Here is an 18,011-nt window from a genome sequence, read left to right on the forward strand (position 1 = left end):
CTCCACCTATGCTAGCATAAAAACAACATAAAATCCTAAACATTCTGCTTATTACATGTATGTGAATAAACGAAAAACCGACTTTCGCATGATTATAAGCTGAAAGTCGGTTTTTGCGCATTTCATTTATTTACGTGCTTCAGTTTGAATCATCTCGACAAATTGATCTAGGGATGTTGATGTTGATTCATTTTCCCCATATTTTCGGATGTTGACTGCATTTGCTTCAACTTCTTTATCGCCTAATACGAGCATATAAGGGATTTTCTGCATTTGTGATTCACGAATTTTGTAGCCAAGTTTTTCGTCACGATCATCAATCTCAACCCGCACTCCAGCTGCTTGTAACGTTTCTTGAACATGTTTCGTGTAATCCAAATGAGCCTCGTTTGAAACAGGAATGAGTTGCACTTGCACAGGTGCTAGCCAAGTTGGTAAAGCCCCTTTGTATTCTTCAAGCAGAAACGCAACAAAGCGTTCCATTGTGGACACAACCCCGCGGTGAACCACGACTGGACGATGTTGCTTCCCATCTTCTCCCACATATGTTAAGTCAAAACGCTCAGGTAGCAAGAAGTCGAGCTGAACGGTCGAAAGTGTTTCTTCCTTGCCTAGCGCCGTTTTAACTTGCACATCTAATTTCGGACCGTAAAATGCCGCTTCTCCAATGGCTTCATAATAATCTGCACCCAGTGTGTCCATCGCTTCTTTTAACATTGATTGTGCTTTATTCCACATCTCATCATCATCGAAATACTTTTCCTTATCCTCTGGATCACGATAAGACAAACGGAACGAATAATTTTCAAGACCAAAATCTTTATATACCTCTTGGACAAGACGTACAACACGCACAAACTCATCTTTAATTTGATCTGGACGACAGAAAATGTGGGCATCGTTTAATGTCATACCTCTTACACGCTGTAACCCAGAGACCGCACCTGACATTTCATAACGATGCATCATGCCTAATTCTGCGATACGGAGAGGCAGTTGACGATAACTGCGCATGTCTTGTTTATAAATCATCATGTGATGCGGGCAATTCATCGGACGTAATACGAGCGTTTCATTATCCATCTCCATCGGTGGAAACATATCGTCGCTGTAGTGCTCCCAATGTCCTGACGTTTTATAAAGTTCTGAAGAACCAAGTATTGGCGTGTAGACGTGCTGATAGCCAAGGCGTTCTTCTTTATCGACAATATAACGTTCAATAATTCGACGAATGGTTGCCCCTTTCGGTAACCACATCGGTAAACCTTGTCCAACTTTTTGCGATAACGCAAAAATCCCAAGTTCTTTTCCTAATTTGCGGTGGTCGCGCTCTTTTGCTTCTTCTAACATGTGCAAGTGTGCTTTTAAATCTTCTTTGTTAAAGAACGCTGTGCCATAAATTCGCTGTAGCATTTTATTTTTCGAATCTCCACGCCAGTATGCACCAGCAGTAGAAAGCAATTTAAATTCTTTCACTTTATTTGTAGACGGAATATGAATTCCTCTACATAAGTCAAAAAATTCCCCTTGCTTATAAATGGTTACATCCTCATTTTCAGGAATCGCTTTAATTAACTCTAGCTTATAAGGATCATGTATTTCTTTAAAACGAGCAATCGCTTCATTACGACTTACCACTTCTCGTACAATCTCGAGATTCTCAGCAACAATTTTTTTCATCTCTTTTTCAATTTTAGGCAAGTCTTCAGCTGTAATTGATTCATCCGCATCAATATCGTAATAAAAGCCACCTTCAATGACTGGACCGACGCCTAGTTTTACATTTGGAAAAAGTCGCTTAACGGCTTGAGCCATTAAGTGGGCCGTACTGTGACGCATAATTTCTAGCGCATCATCAGATGGAGGCGTCACAATTTCAATATCACCGCTATGAGGGAGCGGTGTTTTTAAATCAATTAATTCACCGTTAATCTTTCCTGCTAACGCTTTTTTCTTTAACCCTGGACTTATCGAAGCCGCAATATCTTCTGTTGATGTTCCTTCTGGAAACGACTTTTTCGCTCCATCGGGGAATACAAACTCCATGTCTGCCATGTCGGTTCAACCTTCCTCTTTTTCAGTTTTTTTCAAATAAAAAACACTCGTTCCTTAAACAAAAGGGACGAGTGTGGTTTCGTGGTTCCACCCTATTAAAATACTCTACATACAAATAACGGTTGCGGGCCGGCTTCAACTACTTTATTCATTGAAGCAGTTCAAAGGTGGTAATGACTCAACATTGCTTAGGGGCTTCCAGCCTAGACCCCATTCTCTAGTGAACAAACATTTGAGTAATCTTGTCCTTATCGTGACTTTTTCTTGTACTTTTTTCTTATTATAACTAGATCATCCTTCCGATTGCAAGTCTAATTTAGGTTTATTCGTACTAAACGTGATCGAGCGTTGTTGAAACATATCGTTCGAGCGGATAGATTTTCAAACGCTCTTGATAGATAGTTTGAATAAGCAAAATGGTGTGGTGGTCCGGTTGTTTTGTAAAAACGTAGATGTATTCAGGGGACATTTCAATTAGCGATAAAATCAGTTGTTCCATCTTCCCTACGAACGCATCATTTTCAAACGATTCCGTAATATAAAACTGGCACTCGTCTGCTGTTAACTCACGAAAATAGTCATCATAAATTCGAAACGTTTCATTATGTACTAAGTAAATAACAGATCGCTTCGTCTTTTGAAACGCGACAGTTTGGCGAATCGCATCAACCGTAGTTTGATGTTCTTGCTCTGAGCAGTATTCATCAATCGCTAGCTCAATACAATCCATTAAGAATTCCGTGTATTCTTTTATTCGAAAGGTCAGAAAAGCTTCATAATAAAGAGGCTCTTCAGACACCAGTTGTTGAAAAAACGCTTTGTACAACGCTCTACAACGATTAGTTGCAAGCTGTTTACAAAGTAAGTCTTCCCGATCTCCATTCAATATGGATTGCGCAATGGCAACAATTTGTTTGCGCTCTTCTTCACACGACTTATAACTCTCACGTGCTACCTCAGTTAACCACCCTATTTCATACGTTGCCAATACATCTTCTGTTAACAAAGCCGCTAGAAAACATTGATAGGACTCTGTGAGATCTGGATCTTTCTTTATAAAGGATAAAACCATCTTATTTTTTTCTTTCTGTTCAATCGTTGTCTCTAATCCAAGTTTATTTAATTCTCCCATTGATTGAGCCATCTTCACATAAAGCCTTTGACGACTTTTTTCTTCTTTAACATAAATGGCAAGCAAACTTGAGTCCCCCTAACTATTCCAACTACGTTTGCACGTATCCTTCACCTACTCTTAACTTATGTGAAATTAAACAAAACATGCCATTACAAAAAAATACTCTCAAGCGTGTACGCTCAAGAGTATGTTAAGAGGTTTATTAATTTTGCATGACAAAATCTTTATCAACCTTTTCGTCCCCTTCAAAACGATGAAGGACGTCGTATTTCGTATTACGTTGAGCTGGAATTTTTCCTGCTTCACGTATTAGTTTTAACGTTAAGTTAGAATTTACTTTGTGAGTCGTGTTTGCTGCTGACACAACGTTTTCTTCCATCATTGTGCTTCCAAAATCATTGCACCCGAAGTGAAGCGATTTTTTTCCTACTTCCGGTCCCATGGTTACCCATGAAGATTGGAAATTCGCAATGTTATCAAGGAAAATTCGTGAAATCGCTACGTTCTTCAAATAATCTTCAGGCGTCAGTTTCTCCAAACGTTTTAACCCTGTATTTTCTGGCTGAAGCAACCAAGAAATAAATGCTGTAAAGCAGCCAGTTTCGTCTTGCGCATCGCGAACACGTTGTAAGTGAAGTGCTCGTTCTTCAAATGATTCACCAAACCCAATGACCATTGTTGCCGACCCAAACATGCCTACTTTTTTAGAAGCTTTCATTGCTTCAAGCCATTGATCCGCCGTCACTTTCAAACGACTCACGCGCATTCTCGTTTCTTCCGTTAAAATTTCCGCTCCTCCACCTGGCATAGAATCTAATCCAGCCTCGTGAAGTTCACGTAAAACATCCTCTACAGTCATGTCCATAACGTCGGCAATCTTCCAAATTTCAGCCGGTGAAAACGAGTGCATCCAAATGTTCGGAAACCGTTCTTTAATCCCTTTTAAAAGATCTGTATAGTAATCAAGTTTTAAGTTCGGGTTTGTACCACCTTGCATCAAAATTTCTGTACCGCCAACATCTTCCGTTTCTTTGATCTTTTGAAAAATCACTTCATCATCAAGAACGTAGCCATCCTTATGATTTGGAGGACGATAGAACGCGCAAAATGAACAATATGTATCACAGAAATTTGTATAATTGACGTTTCGTCCAATAACAAATGTTGTGACAGGCTCAGGGTGCCATTGTTTCATAATTGTGTCAGCCGCTCGGCCTAGTTTATCTAAGTCATCACATTTATATAGTTCTACGGCGTCTGCCATAGATATGCGCTCACCATTTACTGCTCTTTCTAAAATCGCATCTACACTCATCTCTTGTACCCCCAAGCACAAATAGTCTAGTAGTCTCTTTAATCGTATCATAGATAATCTTAAACTTCCAATTCAATCGGCTTCATGACAGGCACAAATAAAGAAGGGATGCGCTCCCTTCTTAGCTACGCCGATTTCTTCCTTCCACTTCAACAAACGTTGTGTAATGCTTAATTCGTTCCATGATTCGCTTTGCCTTCAACTCTTCTGTTCCACCTTTATCTGAGTAAGCAAGCTGTGTCTCTAATTCATCGTAATCATAATTTGATGTAAAAACCGTTGGCAGACGTTCTGACATACGGTATTGAAGAATCGGTCCTAATATTTCATCTCGCGTCCACGCTGTTGTTGTTTCTGCACCAATATCATCTAGCATTAAAACAGGTGCTGTCCGAACGGCTTCAAGTTTTTCTTGAAAAGTACCGTCTCCAATCGCACCTTTCATCTCCCTGAAGAAATCAGGTGTGTAGATCAAAAAGCTTTTAACGCCATTTTCTTTTAAATCATTTGCAATAGCGCCTAAAAGATAAGATTTTCCAACACCAAATTTGCCGTATAAATACAGCCCTTCTCCATGTTCTCCAGGTTGTGCTTGTGCCGCAAACTTAATTGCCGCTGTAATCGCTTTTGTTCGAGCCGCATCTTGATCAATGTGGTCAAATGTCGCTTCTAACACATCCTTGGGAATATAAAACGACTGGATTAGCTTTTGTTGCTTATTTTTTTCTTCGTCGTCGATTTTAAGTGGACACTTTGAATACGTGAGTTCTAGACCGCCTCTTTCCACATAAACTGTAGGGCGATATCCTTGCATCATATTAGGACACTTATCTAAACCCGGACAAGCTTCACAGTTCTCTCGCTCTTTCTTAAATTCATATAGCTTACTTAAGCCACGATCAATCATGTCTTCGGTAATTTCATGTTGTTCTCGTAAAAAGGATTGAACCGGTTTAGACGTTGTGACACGCCGCTTTTGCTCCGCAATTTGCTTTTGAAGTCGTCCATTTTTGTCCATTGAAGCAAACGCATTTTGTATGGAATCCATTTAATACTCTCCCTTCTGCGCTCGGCGTCGATTACGTTCAGCCATTAGATCTGCAAGCTCTTGCGTATCAGCAGTGCCGCTCGCTTTTTCTTTCTGAGTGATTGTATCTTTTTTCATCTCTTGCTTTTTTTCATCATTTTTTTCTTGTACCAACCATTTTGGCAATTGATCTTGACGTTTGTTCCGTCTTCCAGAAGCCGCGTTTGCTTGGCCTTCTTTCTTCTTCTGCTTATCGGTTTTCACAAGATGAATCGCATCCGGCACAGTACCAATTTTTTTCCGCTTCCAATGACCTGCAATCTTTTGCATAAAAAGCTTGGACAATTTCATATCGTTTTGAAATAAATTGTAGTCAATTAAGACGTTAACAACACCAGGATTCAGCAAATAATCAACCATGAGTTCTTCAATAATCTTTAAATCTGGCGGCGAAACGACCGCTCCTTCTTGCCTTAATTCTAATAAAGTAAGAGGAGCGGTTTCTTCGTAAAATTTAACCACTCGTTCTTCTTCAGACTGGGGTTCGGCCTGAACCGTTCGCTTTGCTACAGGTTGGGTCTTTAAACCAAGCGCCGGTGCAACCGCACTACTCTCAAGTTTATACCAGTTCTGTACGGTCTTGCGAAGATTTTTCGCATCTAGCTCATCGTTTACGATGGATCGCTCCACAAGATTCGCCATTGTAAGGGGCTCAATTTGATAAACAAATGCCAGTTTTTCAATAAGCTGCAATCGCTCTTTTGACAGCACATCTTTTGGAACAACGTAGCTTGATAACGATTGTTTCATTAAATCATGATCAAATGTATGAAAGGATAATCCTTGCTTGTCTTTTCCTATAATAGCCAGATGGGCATGCTCTGCATCACCTTGTCGATTTCTTAAAGCTGGTTGCATCTCTGAGTGTTGGAACGATGCAAATACATCGGAAAACGCCACTGTTACTTCTTCAAACGCGTCACTCTCTATTTGCTTTAAGCTAAATCGTTCTTTAATCCCTCGATACCCATTTTTCCCTAATTTATTGTAAAGAAACACACTTAGCACATCATCATTAAAAAATTGATGCGGCTTCATCGGTGGTTGGATCTCATAAATAAAGGCACGCTTTGAAGAAGATTTTCGTTGATACGTTCTCATTAAATCGATAGCTTCTAGTTTTTTTCGGGCTTCAAGCAAATCAGACATCGAGAGTCCGACCATTAAACTTAAATGTTGATGGGTATGAAAATCACCCTCATAGACTCCGTTTGGCAATTGCGCAACAAGACTTTTAAAGAGACCAACGGCATCTGCTCCAATTAAAGGTTGATAAAGTAAGGTGAGCACATGGGCGTCCACCTCCGTAATAAAGTCCGCTAGCCTTATACAATAGGAGTCAACTGGTAAGACTTCTTTCCAGTGTCCAGACACATTCTTTCCTCCTAGCGAAAAAAAGAGCTTAAGCGCAGCTTCGCTTTAGCTCCTTTTATCCTTTGTTCATTAAATCTGTTAGTTCTTTAATAAAAACATTAATATCTTTAAATTGCCTATAGACAGATGCAAATCTTACATAAGCAACATCATCGATTTCTGCCAAATACCCCATAACGAGTTCTCCAACATCTTCACTTTGAACTTCTTTCTTGCCGTCATCACGTAATTGTCTTTCTACGTTTACGACGATGTCTTCTAGTGTTTCAATTGGGACAGGACGTTTTTCACACGCGCGCACGAGTCCTCTAAGAATTTTTTCTTTACTAAACTCTTCACGCATCCCGTCTTTTTTTATGACAAGTAAAGGCGTCTCCTCAACCGTTTCAAAGGTTGTAAAACGCTGCATACATTGCTCACATTCTCGTCTTCGTTTGATGGAGCGACTTTCGTCACTTGGTCTTGAATCTAGCACCCGTGTACCATTATGGTGACATTTGGGACAGCGCATCTCATCATCTCCATTTGCGACCTATACACTCATTTTAATCTATCATAGTAAAAAAAACTCGTTCTGGCAAGAGGTTACAGTAATTCACTTCCAAGCGCAGATCCAATATAAGGCAGCGTATTGTCTAATTCCTGATACAATGAAAGAGTCAGTTTTCTACTACTTCCAAAATCACTTGGAAGAGCTGTATCTGTTGCGCACGAAAAATCAACAGCCGTGCGAAACGGTTTAACGGTGATAACAGAGACGACAATCAACACTTTTTTTCCTTTGGCTGATTGCCCAACGATTTCACCACGTTCCTCTTCACTTCGTTTTATGAGAAAGCCGCGTTTTTTTAACAACTCTTCAATTGCTGCCATCGCCTTTTCTTTTGTGGTTTTATAGTAACGTGTTTGCAATTCTTTGTTTGGATGGATTTCCCCTGTTTCTGTTCTTGTACTAAATACTCGATTGAACGTATCCCGAACGCCCAAAGCCTTCATCTCCCTTTTCACCTTTTTTCCTATCATACCATAAGTTTCTTTATGATACGGTTCCGTTTTATGTAAGAAAGCGTATTAGGCGCACAAAAAAAGTATTGCATAGAATGCAATACTTTTTATTCATTAACGAGCAGTTTCGCTCATTTCCATTTTCTTGTCGATTTTAATTGGACCCATTCCACGAGGAATCTCTACTACTTCGCTCGTCTTCGCACCTAACTCTTCTGCAATAAATGTAGCAGCAACGTTAGGATCAATAATTGGACCACATGTATACACATCAATACTTGCGTAGCCGTGCTCTGGAAAGCTATGAATGGTTAAATGTGATTCGGAGATAATCACAACCCCACTAACACCTTGTGGAGCAAACTTATGAAACGCGACTTCTCTTACTTCTGCTCCTGCTTTCAAAGCGGCATTAACAAATACTTTTTCGATAAATTCCATGTTGTTTAATTTCTCAGTGTCACAACCCCAAAGCTCGGAAATGACATGACGACCCATTGTATCCATATCGATATCCCCCTTAATCGTTATTCGCCATACAGCTTTTCTGCATGTAGGATCGCATTCGTACAGGGGGGAAAGTTAGTCCAAAGAGGTCCTAACCCATGCTGCAAGAAAAACGAATCCCGTAGTTAAACGAACTCACGGGATTCAGTATACTTGTTTTAAATCGTTATTGCAACCGTATTTTGTAGAATTAAAAGGAAACTCGTTTATGAAGCTGAATATGCCTCTTTTTTATTCGTTAATCGTTCAGCAACGTAGTTCATTAAATCAACAACGCGACATGAATATCCCCACTCATTATCATACCATGCAAGCACTTTTACTTGGCGATTGTTTAGCACGGTTGTTGACTGACCATCAATAACTGCGGACTGCTCTTCCCCATTAAAGTCAATGGATACAAGAGGTTCACTCGTATAGCCTAAAATGCCTTTCATAGAATGGTTCGCTGCATGAACAAACGTGCTATTAATCTCGTCAACTGTGACATCTGTTTTTAATTGCACCACAAGGTCTACAAGAGAAACGTTTGGTGTTGGTACACGAAGAGCCATACCCGTTAATTTGCCTTCAAGAGCAGGTAATACTTTTGATATAGCCGTCGCAGCACCTGTTGACGTTGGAATAATTGATTGGCCACAAGCACGGGCACGACGTAAATCTTTATGAGGATTGTCAATATTTTTTTGGTCGTTTGTATAAGAATGAACCGTTGTCATCATTCCGCTTTCAATGCCGTACGTTTCTTCTAATACCTTTACAACAGGGGCGAGGCAATTTGTTGTGCATGAAGCATTTGATAAAATATCGTCGCTGTCCTTGTAATCGCTTTCGTTTACGCCCATCACAATTGTGACATCTTCACCTTTTGCTGGGGCTGTAATAATCACTTTTTTTGCGCCAGCTTCTAAATGATAACCAGCTGTTTCTCTTGTTTTAAACTTACCCGTCGCTTCGATGACGATATCAATTTTTAGATCGGACCATGGCAATAATTTAGGGTCTCTCTCTGCTAGTAAAACGATTTCATTTCCATTCACAAACAATTTACCATCTTGAGCAAATACTTCTCCCATAAACGGGCCGTGAACGGTATCATATTTTATAAGATGCGCCAACGTTTCCGCTGGATAAGAGGCGTTAATCGCTTTAATCGTTACGTTACCTTCCATAAACGCTTTTCGAAATACCATTCTTCCAATTCTTCCAAAACCATTGATCGCTATGTTTGTCTTCATCTGGATTTCATCCTCTCGGTCTGAAATGTGTTATATTTTTTATTAGTATTCTATGAATTAGTATAACATAAATGAACCTGATAACTCCATTATTTTCGTAAAATAAGAAAAAGAGGCGTACATGATGGTTCATTCATGTAGCCTCTTACGCTTTTTCTTATTCAAATTTGAGTCCATGTAACAGTTGATCAATTTGTTGAGCTGTTTCTTGTTTCGTGCCTGAGTTCTTGATGATTTGATCACCGTATTGGATTTTTTGATCTAACGGAATTTGCGCACGAATTCGCTGCAACGCTTCTTCTCTTGTTGATCCATCCCGTTCCATAAGTCGTTCTAATTGCGTTTCTTCATCCACATAAACGACCCAAACTTGATCAACTAGATGAAAAAGATGACTCTCCACTAAAAGCGGGATATCAAAAATAATCCTGTCGTACCCTTCTTTTTTATATGCTGCTGCATCATGTAACATTTTTTCTCTAACCGCAGGGTGAACGATTCGATTTAACTGATTCCGCTTTTCTTCACTTGCAAACACAATCGAACCTAAAGCTTTTCGATCTAAGTGGCCATCCGCTTGTAAAATCTTTTCACCAAATTGATTCACAATCTGTTCAAGTGCAGGTGTTCCTGGTTCTACGACCAGTCTCGCTATTTTATCCGCATCAATAATAGGAAGACCTTTTTCAGAAAGGTATGTTGAAACGAAAGATTTTCCACTTGCAATTCCACCAGTTAAACCAATATTCAAGACGCTTACCCCTCCACTACAGCTTTAATAGCCCAATAAGTATAAGTAAAATGCCTGGAAGAAATGATAATCGTTTTACCCACTTCACATGAGCAAGACGGTGTCCCCCAACCATCCCTAATAATACAAACATTACACTAAGAAAAGCAACTGATAGTGCCAGCCCAAGAGGAGAAAAACCCATTAACGCAGCTGCAATCCCAGCACCAAATGCATCTAAAGAAAGAGCTAAACCAAGTAGAAGTGCTTCACGTCCTGTTACAGTTCCGGATGAATCCATGTCGGCTTTTTCTGGATCACGTAAAATGTGAATGACAAACCCAAACATCTTAATGGTAAAATCAATCTCTTGTTTTTGTTGCTTCTGTACATGTTCTTTTTGAGGTCGATAGGATTCAAAGACAGCCCAAGCTCCAATGCCAATTAAGATAAAGGCACCTAGCATTTCCGCTGCCGACACAGAAATAAGCTGCGCAAGGGTGGTCCCTACACTCATCGCAATTAAAATGGAGATACCAGAACATAAACCGATAAAAACGAGCGAATGCCAAGGAATCTTAATTTTTCGCATGCCGTATGTTAAGCCAACACCAAAGCTATCTAAACTCAATGCCATAGCTAAAACAATTAAGGACGACAAAAAAACCCTCCTTACTATTCCATCTTTGAAATAGTATATGGAGGGGACAGCATGAGTGTTAATGTTGACAAAGTGGACAAAAGTGAGTGCCTCTACCACCTACAACCGTCTTTACAATCGGCGTTCCACAATGATGACAAGGTTCATCTTTCCGACCGTAAACATGAAGACTTTGCTGAAACATGCCCATTTCACCTTGGCCATTCACGTACGATTTTATCGAACTTCCTCCAGCATCAACGGCTTCTTGCAACGTATCGATAATGGCTCGATGCAACACTGTCATTTCTTCCGCTGTTAGTGATGAAGCGAGACGTTCCGGTTGAATCGCTGCACGGAATAACGCTTCGTCCACATAAATATTTCCTAAGCCTACAACCGTTTTTTGGTCAAGCAGCGCTGTTTTAATTGTTCGTTTGGACTGCTCATAAGCCGTTTGTAACAATTCGACTGTAAATTGTTCAGAGAAAGGTTCGACACCTAGCTGTATAAGCGGAAGAATCGTTTCCTCTGTTCCTTTTCGAAACAAATGCATCGTCCCAAACTTTCGCACATCTGCATAACGCAATTCTGTTTGATCGTCAAAATGAAAAATGACGTGCGTATGCTTGTCAATAGCTTGGTCAGACTGATATAACCCATAGCGGCCTTCCATGCGTAAATGAGAAACGAGCACGAAATCAGTTAGTTCAAACAGTAAAAATTTCCCTCGTCGCCGAACATCTTGAATCGTTTGCCCAACAATTTGCTGCATAAAAACTTGGGCATCGTCTGGTTCTTTAATCATTTTCGGCCAATGAATCGTGACATGTTGAACCGTTTTGTGACGAACGAGTTCGAGTAACGTTCGCCTTACAGTTTCCACCTCAGGTAACTCAGGCAAAACTCATCTCCTCCTTATTTTGCGTCATACCAAGAAGGACCGCTCGATACATCGACTTGCAACGGCACATCTAATTCGAGGGCATTCTCCATTACCTTTGTGACTAAATCCTTTAACGCTTGTTCGTCCTTTTTAGCTACCTCAAAAATTAATTCATCGTGTACTTGCAAGAGCATGGTCGCGTCAATGGACGTTTTCTCAAGCTCTTCGCTCATCTGGACCATGGCTTGTTTAATAATGTCCGCGGCCGTCCCTTGAATCGGCGTGTTCATCGCTGTACGCTCTGCAAAACTTCTTTGATTAAAATTGCTACTCGAAAGTTCTGGAAGATAACGTCTTCTCGCTAACATCGTTTGCACGTAACCCATTTTCTTAGCTTCTTTCACAACGTTTTCCATATAGGCTTTAACGTCTGGATAACTAGCTAAGTAACGGTCAATAAATTCTTTTGCTTCTTTTCTAGTAATACCGAGATTCTGCGATAACCCGTAATCACTAATCCCATATACAATGCCAAAGTTAACCGCTTTTGCACTTCTTCTCATCTGGTCTGTTACGTTCTCTTCATCAACATGGAAAACATCCATTGCTGTTTTTGTATGAATATCCATGTTTTTCAAAAAGGCTTCTTTCATTCGTTCATCACCAGAAATATGGGCCAGCACCCGTAGTTCAATTTGAGAATAATCGGCAGAGACAATCGCACAATCGTCTTTCGATGGTACAAACGCTTTTCGAATTTTCCTACCTTCTTCAAGTCTGATCGGGATGTTTTGTAAATTCGGATCAGTAGAGGACAATCGACCTGTTTGCGTTAATGCTTGATTAAATCGTGTATGGACTTTACCTGTCTTTTCATCGGCTACTTTTAATAAACCTTCAATATATGTTGAGTGAAGCTTGCCCAGCTGTCGATATAGCAAAATATGCTCAATAATCGGATGCGCGCCAGCAAGTTTCTCAAGGACGTCCGCACTAGTCGAATAACCTGTCTTCGTTTTCTTCACAGGAGGAAGCCCAAGTGTTTCAAACAATACTTGTCCAAGTTGCTTCGGCGAATTTATATTAAACGACTCGCCCGCTTCTTTGTGAATCGCTTGTTCCAACGTTTCTAAACGCTTCGATAAGTCCTCGCCCATATGTTGTAGCTGTTCTCGATCAACTTTTATTCCTTCTCGTTCCATTCTCCCTAATACGATAGAAAGAGGCATTTCCAGCTCGGCAAATAGCGAATACTGTTCATTTTGCTTTAATTCGTCTTCAAGGGTATCTTTTAACACAAACATTGCATTCGCTTTGCGCGCCAAGTGCTCAGCCAATTTTTCTTTCTCAGGAACAGCTTGTTTAGCACCTTTTCCATACACCGTCTCATCTTCTTGCACACGCACTGCTCCTTTTCGGGAAGCAATATCACTAATTTCATGGGAAGACAAGGATGGATCAAGTAAATAAGACGCCATTTGTAAATCAAATGCTACACCGTTCAATTCAATATCCTGCCATGCTAAAGCGACTACAGCTCGTTTGGCATCAAATAAGTATTTTTCTTTCTGTTCATCAGCCATGAACGATTGAAACGCTTCAGATTCGACTGCAATTGAAGTTGGAATAAAGAAGCTACCGTTTTCATTGGTCAATCCTAACCCAATAATCTCAGACTGATGGTAGTTCTCTCCTAAAATCTCAACGACTAGAGCTGAAGGACTGACAAGGTGATCAGAAGTGACATCTGTGACAATGTCGTATTTGAAGTCGTCTAATACCTCTTCTTGCTCCTCTTCATCTGCTCCGATCCGATTTAATAAAGATTGAAACGAGTACGATTTAAACAATTCTTTCACTTGATGATAATCATAGCCATCATAAAGTAATTCATTTAAAGGAGTATCTAACGGGACTTCCGTCATGATCGTCGCTAATTTTTTACTTAAAATTGCTTGTTCTTTATGCTCTTCTAATCGCTCTTTTAATTTCTTTCCGGAAACCTGATCAATCGAATCTAACACAGTTTCGACGTTTGAAAACTGCGCTAGTAGTTTTAAAGCCGTTTTTTCTCCTACACCTGGAACGCCTGGAATATTATCCGAGGTATCCCCCATCAATCCTTTTAAATCAATGATTTGCTTTGGCTTTAACCCATATCGCTCATCAATTTTTTGTTCATTATACCGATCGACATCCGTAATCCCTTTGCGTGTCAAAACGACTTCAATGTGATCATCTACAAGCTGAAGCAAATCTTTATCTCCAGTAATGACGACAACCTCATAACCTTCTTTCGCAGCTTCTATTGCTTGTGTTCCAATAATATCATCAGCTTCATAGTCTTTCGCTTCATAACGTTTAATTGAAAATGCGTCCAAAAGTTGGTGAATCATTGGAATTTGACCAGAAAGCTCCGATGGGGTTTTTTGACGCGTCCCTTTATACTCTGCGTACGTTTTATGACGAAATGTTGATTTACCAGCATCGAATGCGACAAGAAGATGGGTTGGTTTTTCATCTTCCAACACTTTTAAAAGCATTGTTGTGAAGCCATAAACGGCATTCGTATATTCACCTTTGTCGTTGCTCAATAATGGCAATGCAAAAAAAGCACGATATGCAATACTATTGCCATCAATTAGAACTAATTTTTTCAAACGGGATCTTCCCCTTCCTGACTTAACATGTATCGGTATTGTACCATACTCACAAATAAAAAAGAAAACAGATGGGAACGAACGTACGCAAAAAAAAGACAAGAGCACATGCTCTTGCCATCAAAGTCGACCGACAGAGGATTATCGATCTAAATAAGACCGTTCTCCTATAGTGTAGGCCACCTATATGAAGTTCACTTAAACAATGTGTAAAGATCTTGTTAAGCTTGCTTTTTAGGAAAGATCACTTTAAAAGTGGACCCTTCGCCTTCTTCACTTTCTACTTCTAGTTTCGCATGATGCGCTTCAGCTAAATGTTTGACAATCGCTAACCCAAGGCCAGTCCCACCTGAATTACGACTTCTTGCCCGGTCAACGCGATAGAACCGCTCAAATATACGCAGCTTCTCAGGTGTACTAATGCCAATGCCCGTATCTTGTACGTGCAATTCAACTTCATTTTCTTTTTCAATTAGATGAATAGAGACAGAACCCTTTGCTTGCGTATACGCAATCGCATTCGTAACTAAGTTTAAAATAATTTGCTTTAAACGCTGGGCATCCCCTTCTATGACCGATTGACCGGTTTCGGTTACACGTAGCGTCATTTCTTTTTCTTCTAGTTTATTCGCTAAAAGCGTTACGACTTCATCAGAAATCTCTTTCAATGAAATGCTTTCTAGATGGAGTAAAAATTGAGCATTTTCTATTTTCGACAATTCAAGTAAATCCATAATAAGTGACTGAAGTCGATCGCTTTCTTTCCAAATAATTTCTGAGAATTGCATCGCTAATTCTTGATCATTTAACGCCCCGTCAATAAGCGTTTCTGCAAACCCTTTAATAGAAGTAACAGGTGTCTTTAGTTCATGCGAAACATTGGCAACAAAGTCTTTTCGTATCTGCTCAAGTTTCTTTTGTTCTGTAATATCATGGAGAACAATCGTTACACCTCGTAGTCGACTAGCGTTCGTTACAACTGGAGCCCCATACACATCATACACTTTTGTGAAAAAATGATCTGTCCATTCAATTTGACCCCGCTGTTTGTTTTCTGTCATATAAATGGTTTGAATGAATTTGCTTAATGCTTCACTCGGTACGACTTCATAATAAGGTTTTCCTGTAATGCTTGAAGACTCTACATTAAAAACTTGTTCGGTGGTTCGGTTAATTAACTCCACATCACCACGAACATTAATAAAGAGCAATGCACTTCCCATATGATCAATTAACGCCGCCATTTGCTCTTGTTGTACTTGATGACGTCTTGAAAGTTGTTCTAGATTATAAGCGAGAATATTAATGGATCGACCAAGTCGCCCTAATTCCTTGTGCTGATCTTCAAATGTTCTCGTCTTATAGTCACCCTCAGCTAATCGAATTGCTGCATTCGTAGCATGGTCAATCGGACGTATAATTTGTTTCGTGATTCGGCTCACAAGGAGAAACAAAATTAAAAATGCCAAAATAAAACTTGCTGTAATGACGAGCCAAACGGTATGATTTATTTGATTCAGTGATTCAACAGACAGCCCAATCCTGACATAGCCTAGAAGCTCGTCCTCTTCATAAAGAGGTTGCGCATAATAAAGCAAATCTTCCCCTATCGTCTCGCTATAGCGCAGTTCAACATCGTCATCAGCTAAAGCTCGTACAATTTCTGGTCGATCTAAATGGTTCTCCATTTGTGCTGGGTTTGCCCACGAATCTCCAAACACTGTTCCATCAGCTGCAATAATTGTTAAACGCCCTTCAAAAATCTCCCCTGCTTTCGTAGCGATTCCTTGTGCTTCTTCTCGTTCAGGGAAGCCATTTTCCGCTACCGTCCAAGTTGCTAAAGCTGTTTCATTTTTCATGCGTTCTTCAACAAAGTTAACATATTGCTCGTTTGACCATGCCCCTATTGTTAAACCTAAAGCTAGCAGAACAAGAGTAACGACGAGCATAATACTAACAATAAACCGGTTTTTAACGTTATTCATTTAAAACAGGTTCTTCCAATTTGTAGCCGAGACCTCGAATCGTTTTAATATAGACCGGTTTTTTTGGATTAGGTTCAATCTTCTCACGTAAATGACTAATATGGACGTCAACAATGCGCGTATCGCCAACAAATTCATAATTCCATACAGCGTTTAAAAGTTGATCTCTCGTGAGGACTCGACCTTTATTTTCGGATAAATAGACAAGTAGTTCAAATTCTTTCGGCGTTAATGTTAACAAATCTTGCTTAACATACACCTCGTAATTATCAGGATAAATGGTGAGATCTTTAATGACACGTCCTTTTCCTTTTACCGCTACTTCCTCTCTAGAAGCTTGGGTTTGCTCTACTCTCCGCAAAATGGCACGAACTCTCGCCGATACTTCACGAGGAGAAAAAGGTTTTGTCATGTAATCATCTGCACCTAATTCTAAGCCGAGAACTTTATCAAATTCATCATCTTTGGCGGTAAGCATAAGAATAGGTACAAAAATATGTTCCTGCCTCAAATTCCGACATACGTCCATCCCGTCCATACTCGGAAGCATAAGATCTAACACAATTAAATCAAACGGAACCTCTTTTGCTCGTTCAAACCCAGCTAGACCATCTAGCCTCGTTTCCACTTCAAAACCAGCCTGTTCTAAGTTGTACTTTAATAAAGTGGAAATGGATGGTTCATCATCGACTACTAAAATGCGCTTTGCCATATAGGTAGTTGACACTCCTTTATCTATTGTTTGAACGGTCTTATCTTATTTTTTCTCTTCTCTCTATTCTCCCTTAGTATAGCAAAAATATGAAATAGTGCTATTCCTTTATGTCAGGAAGGATCGTCCGATATGGCACAGGCGAATTTAATACAGTGGAGGTGTTGATCGTTCCGTAAGGTATTAATCGGTCAATTAGCGCACGCATATTGTTCACATCAGAAACAGCTGCTTTTAAGAAATAACTTACTTCTCCGGTGACACGATGGCATTCAATAATATCTTTCTCTTCTTTTATAATCTGTTCAAAATCAGATAAAGAGACTTTTAAGCCACTCACTTGAATTAAAAGAAGGATGTCCTTGCCAATTTCTTTCAATGAAACTCTTGTTGTAAATCCTTGAATAACGCCTTTTTCTTGAAGGCGGACGAGTCTCTCAGACATACTTGGTCGACTTAACGCTAATTCCTTTGACAATTCACTAATTGTCATTCTTCCGTTATCTTGAAGCAATTTAAGGATATCGCAATCCATTCTATCCATAAAAAAAGATCACCTTTTTCATTTTGTACAAATAATTTATCATTTCCCTTCATTTATTAAACCACATTTTAGAAGATCCTACTAGTTGTTATACAAAAGTCGCCCATTGTTATATAAAATTAAGATAACAATAACATG

At 39.7% G+C, this 18,011-nt stretch carries 16 protein-coding genes; all 16 read right to left on the reverse strand.

From position 1 onward, the window contains the following. Window positions 1-126: 126 nt before the first annotated feature. The gene (thrS, locus tag ABC361_RS13905; RefSeq protein ID WP_413074514.1) at window positions 127-2,055 is read right to left on the reverse strand and encodes a threonine--tRNA ligase; all 1,929 of its coding nucleotides are present in this window, start codon (window positions 2,053-2,055) and stop codon (window positions 127-129) included. A gap of 331 nt (window positions 2,056-2,386) precedes the next feature. Further along, window positions 2,387-3,253 (reverse strand): sporulation protein YtxC, encoded by an 867-nt coding sequence (gene ytxC, locus ABC361_RS13910; RefSeq protein WP_413074515.1) that lies wholly within the window; start codon window positions 3,251-3,253, stop codon window positions 2,387-2,389. A gap of 139 nt (window positions 3,254-3,392) precedes the next feature. Next, window positions 3,393-4,505, reverse strand: a complete 1,113-nt coding sequence (mqnC, locus tag ABC361_RS13915; protein WP_413074516.1) for a cyclic dehypoxanthinyl futalosine synthase — start codon at window positions 4,503-4,505, stop codon at window positions 3,393-3,395. 121 nt (window positions 4,506-4,626) lie between these two features. Next, window positions 4,627-5,553: a primosomal protein DnaI gene (gene dnaI, locus ABC361_RS13920; RefSeq protein WP_255223602.1), complete on the reverse strand. Its 927-nt coding sequence runs from the start codon at window positions 5,551-5,553 to the stop codon at window positions 4,627-4,629. After that, entirely contained in the window at window positions 5,554-6,966 is a 1,413-nt protein-coding gene (locus ABC361_RS13925; protein ID WP_413074517.1) for a replication initiation and membrane attachment family protein, read from the reverse strand. It lies immediately after the preceding gene. A gap of 55 nt (window positions 6,967-7,021) precedes the next feature. Next, entirely contained in the window at window positions 7,022-7,477 is a 456-nt protein-coding gene (nrdR, locus tag ABC361_RS13930; RefSeq protein ID WP_255223604.1) for a transcriptional regulator NrdR, read from the reverse strand. 74 nt (window positions 7,478-7,551) lie between these two features. Further along, on the reverse strand, window positions 7,552-7,962 hold the full coding sequence (locus ABC361_RS13935) for a DUF1499 domain-containing protein (protein WP_413074518.1): 411 nt from the start codon (window positions 7,960-7,962) through the stop codon (window positions 7,552-7,554). A gap of 123 nt (window positions 7,963-8,085) precedes the next feature. Beyond that, window positions 8,086-8,478: an adenosylmethionine decarboxylase gene (gene speD / locus ABC361_RS13940; protein WP_413074519.1), complete on the reverse strand. Its 393-nt coding sequence runs from the start codon at window positions 8,476-8,478 to the stop codon at window positions 8,086-8,088. A gap of 206 nt (window positions 8,479-8,684) precedes the next feature. Beyond that, window positions 8,685-9,716, reverse strand: a complete 1,032-nt coding sequence (locus tag ABC361_RS13945; RefSeq protein WP_413074520.1) for a glyceraldehyde-3-phosphate dehydrogenase — start codon at window positions 9,714-9,716, stop codon at window positions 8,685-8,687. Window positions 9,717-9,873: 157 nt separating this feature from the next. Further along, entirely contained in the window at window positions 9,874-10,467 is a 594-nt protein-coding gene (gene coaE / locus ABC361_RS13950) for a dephospho-CoA kinase (protein WP_413074521.1), read from the reverse strand. Window positions 10,468-10,483: 16 nt separating this feature from the next. Then, complete coding sequence (gene ytaF / locus ABC361_RS13955; RefSeq protein ID WP_413074522.1) at window positions 10,484-11,107, reverse strand: sporulation membrane protein YtaF; 624 nt, start codon at window positions 11,105-11,107, stop codon at window positions 10,484-10,486. A gap of 58 nt (window positions 11,108-11,165) precedes the next feature. Continuing rightward, entirely contained in the window at window positions 11,166-11,990 is an 825-nt protein-coding gene (gene mutM / locus ABC361_RS13960) for a DNA-formamidopyrimidine glycosylase (protein WP_413074523.1), read from the reverse strand. Between the two features lie 14 nt (window positions 11,991-12,004). Next, window positions 12,005-14,632, reverse strand: coding sequence for a DNA polymerase I (polA, locus tag ABC361_RS13965; protein WP_413074524.1), 2,628 nt, complete (start codon window positions 14,630-14,632; stop codon window positions 12,005-12,007). A 221-nt stretch (window positions 14,633-14,853) separates the two neighbouring features. Continuing rightward, complete coding sequence (pnpS, locus tag ABC361_RS13970; RefSeq protein WP_413074525.1) at window positions 14,854-16,617, reverse strand: two-component system histidine kinase PnpS; 1,764 nt, start codon at window positions 16,615-16,617, stop codon at window positions 14,854-14,856. Next, on the reverse strand, window positions 16,610-17,329 hold the full coding sequence (locus tag ABC361_RS13975) for a response regulator transcription factor (RefSeq protein WP_255223610.1): 720 nt from the start codon (window positions 17,327-17,329) through the stop codon (window positions 16,610-16,612). The genes pnpS and ABC361_RS13975 overlap by 8 nt, the downstream gene beginning before the upstream one ends. Window positions 17,330-17,429: 100 nt before the next feature. After that, entirely contained in the window at window positions 17,430-17,873 is a 444-nt protein-coding gene (locus tag ABC361_RS13980) for an Lrp/AsnC family transcriptional regulator (protein ID WP_099301480.1), read from the reverse strand. Between the last annotated feature and the right edge of the window lie 138 nt (window positions 17,874-18,011).

The sequence above is a fragment of the Shouchella phoenicis genome, assembly GCF_047238345.1.
GTDB lineage: Bacteria > Bacillota > Bacilli > Bacillales > Bacillaceae_D > Shouchella.

Bases quoted from the DNA above. Each gene is read 5' to 3' on its own strand.
- ABC361_RS13975 (WP_255223610.1), bottom strand. From the start codon at position 17,329: ATGGCAAAGCGCATTTTAGTAGTCGATGATGAACCATCCATTTCCACT.
- mqnC (WP_413074516.1), bottom strand. From the start codon at position 4,505: ATGAGTGTAGATGCGATTTTAGAAAGAGCAGTAAATGGTGAGCGCATA.
- nrdR (WP_255223604.1), bottom strand. From the start codon at position 7,477: ATGCGCTGTCCCAAATGTCACCATAATGGTACACGGGTGCTAGATTCA.
- thrS (WP_413074514.1), bottom strand. From the start codon at position 2,055: ATGGCAGACATGGAGTTTGTATTCCCCGATGGAGCGAAAAAGTCGTTT.
- ABC361_RS13935 (WP_413074518.1), bottom strand. From the start codon at position 7,962: ATGAAGGCTTTGGGCGTTCGGGATACGTTCAATCGAGTATTTAGTACA.
- ABC361_RS13945 (WP_413074520.1), bottom strand. From the start codon at position 9,716: ATGAAGACAAACATAGCGATCAATGGTTTTGGAAGAATTGGAAGAATG.
- ABC361_RS13980 (WP_099301480.1), bottom strand. From the start codon at position 17,873: ATGGATAGAATGGATTGCGATATCCTTAAATTGCTTCAAGATAACGGA.
- dnaI (WP_255223602.1), bottom strand. From the start codon at position 5,553: ATGGATTCCATACAAAATGCGTTTGCTTCAATGGACAAAAATGGACGA.
- speD (WP_413074519.1), bottom strand. From the start codon at position 8,478: ATGGATACAATGGGTCGTCATGTCATTTCCGAGCTTTGGGGTTGTGAC.
- pnpS (WP_413074525.1), bottom strand. From the start codon at position 16,617: ATGAATAACGTTAAAAACCGGTTTATTGTTAGTATTATGCTCGTCGTT.